The organism is Comamonas kerstersii (assembly GCF_008801935.1).
Classification (GTDB): Bacteria; Pseudomonadota; Gammaproteobacteria; order Burkholderiales; family Burkholderiaceae_C; genus Comamonas; species Comamonas kerstersii.
Map to the genome: position 1 here is coordinate 12,353 of NZ_VZOT01000014.1, position 13,428 is coordinate 25,780.

20 protein-coding genes are annotated in these 13,428 nt (G+C 57.9%); 3 read left to right on the top strand and 17 right to left on the bottom strand.

The annotated features are described in order from the left end of the window. Positions 1–64: 64 nt before the first annotated feature. From F7P80_RS14310 to F7P80_RS14390, 17 genes are all read right to left on the bottom strand, one after another. The gene (locus tag F7P80_RS14310; RefSeq protein ID WP_054065041.1) at positions 65–1,063 is read right to left on the bottom strand and encodes a DNA-directed RNA polymerase subunit alpha; all 999 of its coding nucleotides are present in this window, start codon (positions 1,061–1,063) and stop codon (positions 65–67) included. 116 nt (positions 1,064–1,179) lie between these two features. After that, positions 1,180–1,803: a 30S ribosomal protein S4 gene (gene rpsD, locus F7P80_RS14315; protein WP_151045677.1), complete on the bottom strand. Its 624-nt coding sequence runs from the start codon at positions 1,801–1,803 to the stop codon at positions 1,180–1,182. Between the two features lie 90 nt (positions 1,804–1,893). After that, positions 1,894–2,295: a 30S ribosomal protein S11 gene (rpsK, locus tag F7P80_RS14320; protein ID WP_042417426.1), complete on the bottom strand. Its 402-nt coding sequence runs from the start codon at positions 2,293–2,295 to the stop codon at positions 1,894–1,896. Positions 2,296–2,312: 17 nt separating this feature from the next. Then, a complete protein-coding gene (rpsM, locus tag F7P80_RS14325; RefSeq protein WP_054065039.1) occupies positions 2,313–2,678 on the bottom strand; it encodes a 30S ribosomal protein S13 in 366 nt (121 codons plus the stop codon). 22 nt (positions 2,679–2,700) lie between these two features. Then, complete coding sequence (rpmJ, locus tag F7P80_RS14330; protein WP_003050535.1) at positions 2,701–2,814, bottom strand: 50S ribosomal protein L36; 114 nt, start codon at positions 2,812–2,814, stop codon at positions 2,701–2,703. Positions 2,815–2,954: 140 nt separating this feature from the next. Beyond that, on the bottom strand, positions 2,955–4,268 hold the full coding sequence (gene secY, locus F7P80_RS14335; RefSeq protein ID WP_054065038.1) for a preprotein translocase subunit SecY: 1,314 nt from the start codon (positions 4,266–4,268) through the stop codon (positions 2,955–2,957). 20 nt (positions 4,269–4,288) lie between these two features. After that, positions 4,289–4,720, bottom strand: a complete 432-nt coding sequence (gene rplO, locus F7P80_RS14340; protein ID WP_054065053.1) for a 50S ribosomal protein L15 — start codon at positions 4,718–4,720, stop codon at positions 4,289–4,291. A gap of 11 nt (positions 4,721–4,731) precedes the next feature. Then, positions 4,732–4,914 carry a 50S ribosomal protein L30 gene (gene rpmD / locus F7P80_RS14345; protein WP_054065037.1) on the bottom strand — a complete coding sequence of 61 codons (183 nt, stop codon included), beginning with the start codon at positions 4,912–4,914 and terminating at the stop codon, positions 4,732–4,734. 14 nt (positions 4,915–4,928) lie between these two features. Then, positions 4,929–5,447, bottom strand: coding sequence for a 30S ribosomal protein S5 (gene rpsE, locus F7P80_RS14350; protein ID WP_054065036.1), 519 nt, complete (start codon positions 5,445–5,447; stop codon positions 4,929–4,931). Between the two features lie 14 nt (positions 5,448–5,461). Further along, entirely contained in the window at positions 5,462–5,827 is a 366-nt protein-coding gene (gene rplR / locus F7P80_RS14355; RefSeq protein WP_054065035.1) for a 50S ribosomal protein L18, read from the bottom strand. Positions 5,828–5,838: 11 nt separating this feature from the next. Then, complete coding sequence (rplF, locus tag F7P80_RS14360) at positions 5,839–6,372, bottom strand: 50S ribosomal protein L6 (protein WP_054065034.1); 534 nt, start codon at positions 6,370–6,372, stop codon at positions 5,839–5,841. 25 nt (positions 6,373–6,397) lie between these two features. Beyond that, on the bottom strand, positions 6,398–6,793 hold the full coding sequence (gene rpsH / locus F7P80_RS14365) for a 30S ribosomal protein S8 (protein WP_054065033.1): 396 nt from the start codon (positions 6,791–6,793) through the stop codon (positions 6,398–6,400). A 20-nt stretch (positions 6,794–6,813) separates the two neighbouring features. Next, positions 6,814–7,119, bottom strand: a complete 306-nt coding sequence (gene rpsN, locus F7P80_RS14370) for a 30S ribosomal protein S14 (protein WP_054065032.1) — start codon at positions 7,117–7,119, stop codon at positions 6,814–6,816. Between the two features lie 8 nt (positions 7,120–7,127). Next, the gene (gene rplE, locus F7P80_RS14375) at positions 7,128–7,667 is read right to left on the bottom strand and encodes a 50S ribosomal protein L5 (protein ID WP_054065031.1); all 540 of its coding nucleotides are present in this window, start codon (positions 7,665–7,667) and stop codon (positions 7,128–7,130) included. Between the two features lie 10 nt (positions 7,668–7,677). Continuing rightward, positions 7,678–7,998, bottom strand: coding sequence for a 50S ribosomal protein L24 (gene rplX / locus F7P80_RS14380; protein ID WP_054065030.1), 321 nt, complete (start codon positions 7,996–7,998; stop codon positions 7,678–7,680). Positions 7,999–8,008: 10 nt separating this feature from the next. Continuing rightward, on the bottom strand, positions 8,009–8,377 hold the full coding sequence (rplN, locus tag F7P80_RS14385) for a 50S ribosomal protein L14 (RefSeq protein ID WP_054065029.1): 369 nt from the start codon (positions 8,375–8,377) through the stop codon (positions 8,009–8,011). A 392-nt stretch (positions 8,378–8,769) separates the two neighbouring features. Next, on the bottom strand, positions 8,770–10,371 hold the full coding sequence (locus tag F7P80_RS14390) for a glycerol-3-phosphate dehydrogenase/oxidase (protein ID WP_054065028.1): 1,602 nt from the start codon (positions 10,369–10,371) through the stop codon (positions 8,770–8,772). Between the two features lie 199 nt (positions 10,372–10,570). On the opposite strand from F7P80_RS14390, the gene F7P80_RS14395 reads away from it, so the two are divergent. From F7P80_RS14395 to glpK, 3 genes are read left to right on the top strand one after another with little or no spacing between them, the layout of a single operon-like run. Beyond that, positions 10,571–11,341, top strand: coding sequence for a DeoR/GlpR family DNA-binding transcription regulator (locus F7P80_RS14395; RefSeq protein WP_133936513.1), 771 nt, complete (start codon positions 10,571–10,573; stop codon positions 11,339–11,341). Beyond that, entirely contained in the window at positions 11,338–11,799 is a 462-nt protein-coding gene (locus F7P80_RS14400; protein ID WP_054065027.1) for a GNAT family N-acetyltransferase, read from the top strand. Before F7P80_RS14395 ends, F7P80_RS14400 begins: the two co-directional genes overlap by 4 nt. A 16-nt stretch (positions 11,800–11,815) precedes the next feature. Then, complete coding sequence (gene glpK, locus F7P80_RS14405; RefSeq protein ID WP_151045679.1) at positions 11,816–13,312, top strand: glycerol kinase GlpK; 1,497 nt, start codon at positions 11,816–11,818, stop codon at positions 13,310–13,312. Positions 13,313–13,428 lie beyond the last annotated feature (116 nt).

The window sequence follows — 13,428 nt, forward strand, 5'->3', positions numbered from 1 at the left end:
TAAAAACCAACTGGCTCTTTGCCCGTTGTGCAAAGAGCCAGAGATTATAGTCTGAAAGTGCGAATTAACGCTTTTCCAGACCTGCTGGTGGCCAGTTCTCGAGCTTCATGCCCAGAGTCAGACCGCGGGAAGCCAGCACTTCCTTGATTTCGTTGAGCGACTTGCGACCCAGGTTAGGTGTCTTGAGCAGCTCGTTCTCGGTGCGCTGAATCAGATCACCGATGTAGTAGATGTTTTCTGCCTTCAGGCAGTTTGCAGAACGGACGGTCAGTTCCAGCTCGTCCACAGGACGCAGCAGGATAGGATCGAAGGTCTGGGCGCTCGAACGGCTGCCGCCAGCCTGCAGGATGCCACCTTCGGCGAATTCGCCATCCAGTTGTGCGAATACAGCCAGTTGTTCCACCAAGATCTTGGCAGATGCGCGCACTGCATCTTCTGCACCGATAGCACCGTTGGTTTCGATTTCGACAACCAGCTTGTCCAGGTCGGTACGCTGCTCCACACGAGCAGATTCGACGGTATAGCTCACGCGACGAACGGGCGAGAACGATGCGTCCAGAACGATGCGGCCAATCGACTTGGTCGACTCATCGCTGTAGCGACGCAGGTTACCGGGCACATAGCCACGGCCCTTTTCCACCTTGATCTGCATATCCAGCTTGCCGCCTTGCGACAGGTTGGCGATCACGTGGTCAGGATTGATGATCTCAACGTCATGGGGAGTCTGGATGTCACGCGCAGTCACTACACCTTCGCCATCCTTGCGCAGGCTCAGTGTTACTTCGTCACGGTTGTGCAGCTTGAACACCACGCCCTTCAGGTTCAGGAGGATGTTCACCACATCTTCTTGCACGCCATCAATGGACGAGTACTCATGCAGAACGCCAGCAATCGTGACTTCCGTCGCTGCGTAACCCACCATGGACGACAGCAGTACGCGGCGCAATGCATTGCCCAGCGTATGACCATAGCCACGCTCAAAAGGCTCCAGCGTCACCTTGGCACGATTGTGACCAAGCTGCTCGACATTAATCGTCTTGGGTTTCAGCAGATTTGTTTGCATGCAGACTTCCTCTCAATACCCCCGGCTCGTTACACCGGTAAGGCTGGTGAAGCACCTAAACCGCGATGCCTCGCGGTTTAGGAACGAGATGGTTGATTGCTCAACCTTTACTACGATTAACGCGAGTACAACTCAACGATCAGAGATTCGTTGATGTCGGCGCCGAATTGATCGCGGTCAGGCACTTGCTTGAAGGTACCTTCTACCTTGTCGATGCTCACTTCCACCCAAGCAGGGAAGCCAACTTGTTGAGCCAGTTGCAGGGCTTCAACGATACGGGCTTGCTTCTTGGACTTTTCGCGAACAGCGATCACGTCGCCTACCTTCACCATGTAGGAAGGAATGTTCACGCTCTGACCATTCACAGTGATGGCCTTGTGGGACACCAGCTGACGAGCTTCCGCACGTGTAGAGCCGAAGCCCATGCGGTACACCACGTTGTCCAGACGGCTTTCCAGCAGACCCAGCAGGTTCGCACCAGTGTTGCCACGGCGACGGTATGCTTCTTCGAAGTAACGGCGGAATTGCTTTTCCAGCACGCCGTACATGCGCTTGACCTTCTGCTTTTCACGCAGTTGCAGACCGTAGTCAGAAGTGCGCTGACCGGAAGTGCGGCCGTGCTGACCGGGCTTGGTGTCGAATTTGGCCTTGTCAGCGATCGAGCGACGAGCAGACTTCAGGAACAGGTCGGTGCCTTCACGGCGGGAGAGTTTGGCCTTGGGGCCGATATAACGTGCCACTTGAGTTTCCTTTATTCATCTACCGTGTTGAAACACGGGAGCCACCTGCGGTGTCAATGACACCACAGGTGGCGGTGGGCTTATAACAGATTAGATACGACGACGCTTTTGAGGGCGGCAACCGTTGTGGGGAACCGGAGTCACGTCCGAGATGGAAGTGATACGGATACCCAGGGCGCCCAGAGCGCGAACCGAAGATTCACGGCCGGGACCGGGACCCTTGATTTCCACGTCCAGGTTCTTGATGCCCTGTTCGATAGCAGCACGACCGGCCACTTCCGAAGCAACCTGAGCTGCAAAAGGAGTCGACTTACGCGAACCCTTGAAGCCCTGGCCACCCGACGAAGCCCAAGACAGAGCATTGCCTTGACGGTCGGTGATGGTGATGATCGTGTTGTTGAACGAAGCGTGCACGTGTGCAATACCGTCAGAAATGTTCTTGCGAACCTTCTTACGTACACGTGCTGCAGCGTTGTTTTGTGCCTTAGCCATAGTGATCTCTCAATCCCTTATTTCTTCAGTGCAGCTGCACCTTTACGGGGACCCTTACGGGTACGCGCATTGGTACGTGTACGTTGACCGCGCATGGGCAGACCACGACGGTGACGGAAACCGCGGTAGCAACCGATGTCCATCAAACGCTTGATGTTCATGGTTGTTTCACGACGCAGATCGCCTTCCAGAGTCATAGGATTCAGGAAGTCACGGATCTTATCCAGATCAGCGTCCGTCAGATCCTTGATCTTCTTGGAGTACTCGATGCCGCAAGCTTCGCAAATCTTGCGAGCAGTCGAACGACCAATGCCATAAATGGCGGTCAGGCCGATTTCAGCATGCTTGTGGGGCGGGATGTTAATACCAGCAATACGTGCCATATTAGTCCTCTAATACTTTCAATCAGCCCTGGCGCTGCTTATGGCGCTGGTCTGTGCAGATCACGCGCACCACACCCTTGCGGCGGATGATCTTGCAGTTGCGGCAGATTTTCTTGACCGAAGCCGAAACTCTCATTTCATTCTCCTAAAACTTGCATCCGTAACACTTCTTCGACCTGGGCACTGCCTGTGACCGCGAAAAAGCGTAGAGCACTCATTCTTGCCTGTTGTTAAATTCCTCCTGGGACACCCCAGGAGGAATCCGGTTCATATATCTCAGCGAGCTGATGCCTTGAAGTTGGCCTTCTTCAGCAGAGACTCATACTGCTGCGACATCATGTAGTTCTGTACCTGCGCCATGAAGTCCATGGTCACCACCACAATAATCAGCAGTGATGTACCGCCGAAATAGAACGGAACGTTGTATTTCAGGATCAGGAACTCGGGCAACAGACAGACAAACGTGATGTAGATCGCACCAGCCAGTGTCAAGCGCACCAAAATCTTGTCAATGTAGCGTGCTGTCTGGTCTCCAGGACGAATGCCGGGAATGAAAGCACCGCTCTTCTTCAGATTATCAGCGGTCTCGCGGCTGTTGAACACGAGGGCTGTATAGAAGAAACAGAAGAAAATGATGGCGGCTGCGTAGAGCATTACATAAATCGGCTGACCGGGAGTCAGTGTCGATGCAATGTCCTTCAGCCAGCGCATGGATTCCCCTGCACTGAACCAATTCACCACGGTTGCTGGCAGCAAGATGATCGAGGAAGCAAAGATGGGAGGAATCACACCCGCCATGTTGAGCTTCAGTGGCAAGTGCGAAGACTGACCACCATACACCTTGTTGCCGACTTGGCGGCGTGCGTAATTGACAAGGATCTTTCGCTGGCCTCGTTCAACAAACACGACGAAGTACGTCACGGCTGCCACAACGAGAACGATAAAGATCGCGACCAGAATGCTCATGGCGCCAGTGCGAACCAGCTCCAGCAGTCCACCGATCGAGCTGGGCAAGCCTGCGGCAATACCAGCAAAAATCAGAATGGAAATACCGTTACCCAGACCACGTTCAGTGATCTGTTCGCCCAGCCACATCAGGAACATAGTGCCAGCGGTCAGGCTCACCACCGCAGTCATGCGGAAGCCGAAACCTGGGTCCAGCACCAGACCTGGAGAGCTTTCCAGAGCCACGGCAATACCCAACGACTGGAAGATTGCCAGGCCCAATGTGCCATAGCGGGTGAACTGGGTAATCTTGCGACGACCCGCTTCACCTTCCTTCTTCAGTTGCTCAAATGTTGGGACAACATACGTCATCAGTTGCATGATGATCGATGCCGAGATGTACGGCATGATCCCCAGTGCAAACACCGTGAAGCGCTCCAGCGCTCCACCCGAGAACATGTTGAACAGGTTGAGAATGCCCTGCTGGCCATTGAACAGCTGCTGCAGCTGCGCTGGGTCGATGCCCGGCACCGGGATATGAGCCCCGATGCGGTATACGACCAGCGCAAGCAACAGAAAAACCAGTCGGTGACGCAAGTCACCAAACTTGCCGGTTTTTGCAATTTGAGCTGCGCTAGTAGCCACGGATGTCTTCTTTCAGTTAATCAGGCGATGCTGCCACCAGCGGCTTCGATAGCTGCCTTAGCACCGGCAGTAGCACCGATACCGTTCAGCTTCACAGCCTTGGTGATTTCACCATTCTTGATGACCTTCACCACTTGAGCGTTGGCGGGCACCAGGCCAGCCTGCTTCAGAGCGGCAACATCGACTTCGGCCAGACCCAGCTGTTCCAGAGCCTTCAGAGTCACTTCAGCGTTGAACTTCAGCGACGCAGACTTGAAACCACGCTTGGGCAGACGGCGCTGCAGAGGCATCTGACCGCCTTCGAAGCCTACCTTGTGGTAGCCACCCGAACGCGACTTCTGACCCTTGTGACCACGACCGGCGGTCTTACCCAGACCGGAACCGATACCGCGACCAACGCGACGCTTGGCGTGCTTGGCGCCTTCTGCGGGCTTGATGCTATTGAGTTCCATCATCAATCCTCTCAGAGTACCTTCACCAGGTAGGCGATCTTGTTAATCATGCCGCGCACTGCAGGAGTGTCCTGCAGTTCGCTGACGCTGTTCAGCTTACGCAGACCCAGGCCTCGCACAGTCGCGCGGTGCGACTCTTTGGTGCCGATGGGGCTACGAACCAGCTGAACCTTGATGGTTTGTTGTGTAGACATGTGCTGGACTCCGATCAGGCGAACAGGTCTTCAACCGACTTGCCGCGCTTAGCAGCCACTTCTGCAGGAGTAGTGACGTTCTTCAGCGCGTCGAAAGTGGCGCGAACCATGTTGTAGGGATTCGAAGAGCCATGGCTCTTGGCCACGATGTCGGTAATACCAACCACTTCGAACACAGCGCGCATTGGGCCGCCGGCGATGATACCGGTACCCTTGGGGGCGGGGTGCAGTTCCACGCGCGAAGCGCCATGGTGACCCACCACAGAGTGGTGGATGGTGCCGCTCTTGAGCGAAACCTTCATCATGTTGCGGCGAGACTCTTCCATGCCCTTTTGCACAGCTGCAGGCACTTCCTTGGACTTGCCCTTACCCATGCCAACGCGGCCGTCACCGTCGCCAACCACGGTCAGTGCAGCGAAGCCGAGGATACGGCCACCCTTCACAACCTTGGTGACGCGGTTGACCGCGATCATTTTTTCGCGCAGACCGTCGTCACGACCTTCGTCTTGCACCTTGGGGGATACTTTTGCCATTTTGTCCGCTCCGCTTAGAACTGCAGGCCCGCTTCACGAGCGGCTTCTGCCAAAGCCTTCACACGGCCATGGTATGCAAAACCGGCGCGGTCGAAAGCCACTTTCTCAACGCCAGCTGCCTTAGCCTTTTCAGCAATACGCTTGCCGATCAGTGCGGCTGCAGCCACGTTGCCACCCTTGCCAGCGGCGCCCAGTTGTGCGCGCACTTCGGCTTCTGCAGTAGAAGCAGTAGCCAGCACCTTGGTGCCGTCTTCGGAGAAAACGCTGGCGTAGATGTGGAGGTTCGTACGGTTCACGCTCAGACGTGCCACGCCTTGCTGTGCAATGCGGATACGTGTTTGGCGTGCACGACGCAGACGCTGCTCTTTCTTGGTCAACATATTGCAGCTCCTTACTTCTTCTTGGTCTCTTTGATCACGACCTTCTCATCCGAGTAACGGATGCCCTTACCCTTGTAGGGCTCTGGGGGACGAACGGCACGGATCTCAGCGGCCAGCTGACCCACCACTTGGCGGTCAGCACCCTTGATCACGACTTCAGTAGGCGTGGGGGTAGTGATGGTGATGCCCTGAGGAGCTTCAAAGTGCACGGGGTGCGAGAAGCCCACATTCAGGTTCAGCTTGCTGCCCTGCACAGCGGCCTTGTAACCAACGCCGATCAGGCTCAGCTTCTTTTCGAAGCCTTCGGTCACGCCCTTCACCATGTTGTTGACCAGCTGGCGGAAAGTACCGGCCAGAGCGTCAGCTTCACGGGAATCGTTAGCGGGGGCAAACGACAGCTTGCCTTCGTTGTTGCTGATGGTCACCAGGGCGTTCAGAGCTTGGGACAGTTCGCCGCCCTTGCCCTTGACCTTGATGGAGTCAGCAGTGATAGACACATCCACGCCAGCGGGGATGGTCACATTTGCTTTAGCTACGCGAGACATTTCAGTATTTCTCCTTCAATGTCCGTTAGGCCACATAGCACAGCACTTCGCCACCAACACCGGTAGCACGCGCCTTGCGATCGGTCATCACACCCTTAGGTGTAGTAACAATGGCCACACCCAAGCCGTTTTGGACTTGAGGAATTGCGTTACAGCCCTTGTACACGCGCAGGCCAGGACGGCTTACACGCTCGATGCGCTCGATCACGCCACGACCGGCGTAGTACTTCAGGGTAATAACGAGTTCAGATTTGCCGCCTTCAGTTTTGACTTCAAAACCGTCGATATAGCCCTCGTCCTTCAGCACTTGTGCGATGGCAACCTTCACCTTAGAGGAAGGAGCCGACACGGTGGCCTTAGACACCAGTTGGGCGTTGCGAATACGGGTCAGCAAGTCGGCGATAGGATCACTCATGCTCATCTTGTATCTCTCCTGCTTGCTTACCAGCTAGCCTTGGTCACACCGGGGATGTCACCAGCAAAGGCCAGTTCACGGATCTTGGCGCGGCCCAGACCGAATTGACGGAATGTGCCACGTGGACGACCAGTGATTTCGCAACGGTTACGTTGGCGAGTAGGGTTGGCGTTGCGAGGCAACTTCTGCAGACCCAGACGGGCTGCATCACGTTCTTCGTCGGTGCGCTTTGCGTCGCCGGCGATTGCCTTCAGTTCTGCGTACTTGGCAGCGTACTTAGCTGCCAGCTTTTCGCGCTTCAGTTCGCGCTCGATCAAAGCTTTCTTAGCCATGCGCCACCTCAGTTCTTGAAGGGGAATTTGAACGCTGCGAGCAGTGCCTTGCACTCGTCGTCAGTCTTGGCGGTCGTTGTGATGCTGATATTCAGACCACGCAGAGCATCCACCTTGTCGTATTCGATTTCGGGGAAAATGATCTGTTCTTTTACGCCAACGTTGTAGTTGCCGCGACCGTCGAACGAACGACCAGAGATACCACGGAAGTCACGCACGCGAGGCAGAGCGATCGTCACGAAGCGGTCCAGGAATTCGTACATGCGAACACCGCGCAGGGTCACCATGCAACCGATAGCCTGGCCTTCGCGGATCTTGAAACCAGCGATAGCCTTCTTGGCCTTGGTCACCACGGGCTTTTGACCAGCAATCTTGGTCAGGTCAGCCACAGCGTTGTCCAACACCTTCTTGTCGGCCACTGCCTCACCCACACCCATGTTCAGGGTGATCTTGGTCAGACGGGGCACTTCCATGACGGATTGGTAGCCGAACTTTTCTTTCAGTTCAGCCGCGATCTTTTCGCGATAGAGTTTTTGCAGTCGTGCCATGTGTTACTCCTTAGGCGGCCTTGATTTCAGCGCCATTGGACTTGAACACGCGAACACGTGTGCCGTCGGCGTTCACCTTGATGCCCACGCGATCGGCCTTGCCTGTCGCTGCGTTGAAGATAGCCACGTTGGATTGGTGGATAGGCATAGCCTTTTCCACGATGCCGCCAGTGGTGCCCTTCATGGGGTTTGGCTTCACGTGCTTCTTCACCAGGTTGATACCTTCGATCACCAGGTGAGAGTCATCCTTACGCGCAGTAACGATGCCACGCTTACCCTTGTCACGGCCAGTCAGCACGATGACTTCGTCGCCCTTGCGAATCTTGTTCATTGCGCTTCCTTTAGATAACTTCAGGTGCCAGGGACACGATCTTCATGAACTTTTCAGTACGCAGTTCACGTGTCACAGGGCCAAAAATACGTGTGCCGATAGGCTCGAGCTTGGCGTTGAGCAGCACAGCGGCGTTGGTGTCGAACTTTACCAGGGAGCCGTCTGCACGACGGATACCCTTGGCAGTGCGAACCACCACAGCACTGTAAACATCGCCCTTCTTGACGCGACCACGGGGGGCCGCCTCTTTGATGCTCACTTTGATGATGTCACCAACGCTCGCGTAGCGACGATGAGAACCGCCCAGTACCTTAATGCACTGAACAGACTTCGCGCCCGTGTTGTCGGCAACCTCTAAACGAGATTCTGTTTGGATCATTTCAATATTCCCAACTTGCTCCAGCAGACCCGGACAGCCCCAGAGAACTTCTCAAGGGCTGACTTAAGACAGCCGGTCAGTCTTGGGCCCGTCGTCCACCTCCCGGACCATTCCGAAAGGCTTCCCGCTGGGCAGAAACTTTCACGCTTTAATACGTGAAGCAGGCAATTGTCGCAAGAAATTCCTTGCATGTCAACCGCTTAGACCATGAAAACCGCAGCATCCACAGGGAATGCCATTCCGTCTTAAGTGCTTACAAAAAGGATAGCTAATAGCGCTTGCTAGATATTGATTTCAAATAAGTTTTTATCTGAAATCCACAAAAATAAAGCGCTGGCAGCTTCTTTTTCAGGAGCTATCCAGCGCTTCATCATGCAACTTCCGTGCCCAAATTACTTCTTGGGCGACAGGGTGTATTGTTGTGCCAGGGCCAAAAAGTCCGCCAGCTTGACATCAGCACCGGGCAGCTCCTGAGCCAGAATGTCGGCCACGCGCGGCGCTACGGCAGCGGCCTGGCGCGCATCCAGGAACAGCAGGCGGCAGCGGCGGGCCAGCACGTCTTCCACGGTGCGGGCGTATTCGTAGCGCGCCGCAAAGCGGACCATGGCCTCTGACAGACCATCGACCAGCCACTGGTCTGCACCCTTGAGTACGCGCACGGCTTCGGCCTCTGTGCCGTAGATGTGCTCACCCTGGGCCGCATTCATGCGGTGCTTGACCTGCGCTGGTTGGGGTGCACCCACCAGCGGCATCTTGACGGTAACGCCACCGGCACGTGCGGGCAGGAGCTTTTGCTCAAAGCATTCCTTGAGCACGTCTTCGGCCATGGCGCGGTAGGTGGTCCACTTGCCGCCGGTCACGGTGACGAGGCCGGACTTGCTGGTCATCACCGTGTGCTCGCGGCTGATCTTCTTGGTGTTCTCGCCATCATCGTCCTGTGGCTTGACCAGCGGACGCATACCCACCCAGATGCTGCGCACATCGGCGCGGGTCGGACGGCGGCACAGGTAGTTACCTGCTTCCTTGAGGATGAATTCGATTTCCTGCTCGAAGGCTTCGGGCTCACGCGCCAGGTCGTGGCGGGGGGTGTCGGTCGTGCCCAGAATGACCTTGCCCAGCCATGGCACGGCAAACAGCACGCGGCCATCGGCGGTCTTGGGCACCAGCAGGGCGTGGTCGGTCGGCAGGAATTCGCGGTCCACCACCACGTGCACGCCCTGGCTGGGCGCGACCATGGGCTTGACGGGCTTGCCCAGCATTTCGGCGTCCTGCTGACGGAACAGGTCCACCCAGGGGCCTGTTGCGTTGACCACACACTTGGCATGCACTTCGTAGCGAGTGCCGGTTTCTGCGTCTTCACAGACCACGCCCGACACCTTGCCATCCGTGTGCAGCAACTCCTTGGCGGGGCAGTAGTTCACCAGCAGAGCGCCCTTGGCGGCGGCCGTACGGGCCAGCGCCAGCGCCAGGCGTGCATCGTCGAACTGACCGTCCCAGTACTTCACGCCACCCTTGAGGTGGTCGGTACGCACGGTGGGCAGCAGGCGCAGGGTCTTGTCCTTGCTCAGAAATTCGGTGCGTCCCAACCCATCCTTGCCTGCCAGCGCGTCATACATCTTCAGACCGGCGCCGTAGAAGGGCGTGTCCAGCAGCCTGTACGAGGGCATAACGAATGGCAGAGGTTGCGCCAGGTGGGGCGCATTGTTCAGCAGCGTGGTGCGCTCGTGCAGCGCTTCGCGCACCAGCGAGATATTGCCCTGTGCCAGATAGCGCACGCCGCCATGCACCAGTTTGGTGGCACGCGAGGATGTACCCTTGGCAAAGTCGTGCGACTCCAGCAGACAGACCTTGAAGCCTCGCGCCACGGCATCTACTGCAGTACCCAGACCGGTGGCACCGCCGCCAATAATCAGCAAATCGTAGGTTTCTGGCTGAGCCAAGCGTGCCAGCAGCTCGGCACGGTCAGTGGTCAGGGGCGTAGAAGCAATCGTCATGGCGCTACAAAACTGGGCAAAGGGGCTGAAGGGTAATCAAAAAAACGGCCGTACCAGCGTCAGCCACACACCGATACTGTGCATTCATGCCATATTGTCATGCTTTCTGTTCGTTTGTGATTGGTTTTTTTCGATTTCCGGCGTTTCATGTTCGGTTTTACGATCGCAACGTCGCTTTTTCGTTCATCTTTGTTCTACCGTGATCAGCAATAACAATCCCCGCCAGCTGCGGCTGCTGGAAGAAGTCCGTAACCAACAATCTGCCACGGTGGAACAACTGGCGGAAACGCTGGGCGTGACGCTGCAGACCGTGCGCCGTGACGTGCAAAAGCTCGCGGCCTCGGGCCTGCTGGTGCGCTTTCACGGTGGTGTGCGCGTGCCCAGTGCCACGGTAGAAAATCTCGCGCACACGCGCCGTGAAACGCTCAATGCCGAAGGCAAGGCACGCATTGCCAAGGCCGTGGCTCAGGCGGTACCCAATGGCTGTTCACTGATTCTGAACATCGGCACCACCACCGAAGCCATTGCCAAAGCCCTGCTGCACCACCGCGGCCTGCGCGTGATTACCAACAACCTGAACGTGGCAGCCATTCTGAGCAGCAATGCCGAGTGTGAAGTCATCGTCGCTGGCGGTGTGGTGCGCACACGTGACCGCGGCATCATCGGCGAGACGGCCGTGGACTTCATGCGCCAGTTCAAGGTGGACATTGCCCTGATTGGCATTTCTGCCATTGAAGCCGACGGCACGCTGCGCGACTACGACCTGCGCGAGGTGAAAGTGGCCCAGACCATCATCGAGCAGTCGCGCGAAGTGTGGCTGGCTGCCGACCACAGCAAATTCCACCGCCAGGCCATGGTGGAACTCGCCAGCCTGAGCCAGATTGACCGGTTGTTTACCGATACCCCGCCGCCCAAGCCTTTTGACCGGCTGCTGGAAGATGCCGAAGTGCAGTGCGTGGTGGCGCAATGAGCAGCTTTACCATCCGCACAGCCCAGCCTGAGGATGCACCCGCCCTGGCCCGGCTGCTGCAAAGCATTGGCTGGTTTGCCAGTTTTGAGACTGGCTGCCCCGAAGACCATGCCGCAGCCATCGCCCCGCTGCTGAAGCCTTGTGAGCGCCAGCTGCAGCTGCTGGCTGTGGACGCACAAGGCCAGGTGCTCGGCTACTGCGCCACCCACTGGCTGCCTACGGCCATCCTGCAGCGCATGGACGCCTATGTGAGCGAGCTGTTTGTGCATGCATCGGCACGCGGCATGGGGGTGGGCGCCAAACTGCTGGATCAGGCCGTGGCTGCTGCACGCGAGAAGGGCTGCAGCCGCATCTGGCTGGTGAACAATCGAGACCGAGATTCCTACCTCCGGGGTTTTTATGCCCGGCAGGGCTGGCAGGAGCAGCCGCAAGCGGCGCGCTTTGTGCTGCCCCTGTGACTTGCACCTACTGCTTATGACCACCTATTTGCTCGCCTTGGACCAAGGCACTTCCAGCTCCCGCTCCATTGTGTTTGACGCACAGGGCCGCATCGTGGCCTCGGCACAGCAGGAACTCCCGCAGATCTACCCCCGCCCCGGCTGGGTGGAGCATGATCCGCGCGAGATCTGGCGCACACAGCTGAGCACCGCCCGTGAAGCGCTGACCAAGGCTGGCCTGAAGGCCAGCGATATCCGCTCCGTAGGCATTACCAACCAGCGTGAAACCACCATCGTCTGGAACCGCGCCACCGGCACGCCGATTCACCACGGCATCGTCTGGCAGGACCGCCGCGCCGAGCCCACCTGCCAGCAGCTGCGCGAAGCCGGACACAGCGACGCCATCCTGCAAAAGACCGGCCTGCGCATTGATGCCTACTTCTCCGGCACCAAGCTCAAGTGGCTGCTGGACCACAGCCCCGGCGCCCGCGCTGCGGCCGAGCGCGGCGAGCTGGCCTTTGGCACGGTGGACAGCTGGCTGATCTGGCAGCTCACCGGCGGCAAGCGCCATGTGACCGATGTGTCCAACGCCAGCCGCACCATGCTGTTTAACGTGCACACCAACCAGTGGGATGCCGACCTGCTGGCCCTGCTGGACATTCCCGCCAGCCTGATGCCTGAAGTGCTGCCCTCCGCTGCCGACTACGGCCACACGGCAGAAGACGTGCTGGGCGGCGCCATCCACATTGGCGGTGTGGCGGGCGACCAGCAAAGTGCGCTGTTCGGTCAGGCCTGCTTCAGCGCCGGCATGGCCAAGAACACCTACGGCACGGGCTGCTTCATGCTGATGCACACGGGCCAGCAGTTCCAGCCCTCAGCCAACGGCCTGCTGACCACCAGTGCCGCCCAGCCCAGCGGCACGCCCCAGTTTGCGCTGGAAGGCAGCGTGTTTGTGGGCGGTGCCGTCGTGCAGTGGCTGCGCGACGGGCTGCGCGCCATTGAGCACAGCGGCCAGGTGCAGCAGCTGGCGGAAAGCGTGCCCGACTCCGGCGGCGTCATGCTGGTGCCCGCCTTTACCGGCCTGGGCGCGCCCTACTGGGATGCCGATGCACGCGGCTCCATCACGGGCCTGACACGCGGCACCACGCTGGCCCACATTGCCCGCGCTGCGCTGGAATCTATTGCCTACCAGAGCGCTGCCCTGCTGCTGGCCATGAGCCGCGATGCCGTGGCCAACGGCGGCGCAGCCGTGAGTGAGCTGCGTGTGGACGGCGGGGCCTGTGTGAACAACTTGCTGATGCAGTTCCAGGCCGATCTGCTGGGCATTCCCGTGGTGCGCCCCGCCTGCGTGGAAACCACGGCCCTGGGCGCGGCCTATCTGGCGGGTTTATCGTCGAATGTGTACCAGAGCACGGAAGAACTCTCGCAGCTGTGGAAGGCCGAGCGCCGCTTTGTACCCACCATGGACAAGGCCCGCGCCGATGAGCTGATGGCACGCTGGGAGCGCGCCGTGCGCCAGACCACTGCCCAGTAAGCCCTGTAACCACTACACAAAAAAGAGCTGCTAGCGCTGACGCAATGGACTTTTCAAAGCAAAAAGTATTTGAAAACCAAGCAATACAGGCACTGGCAGCTCTTGTTTTTTAGAAA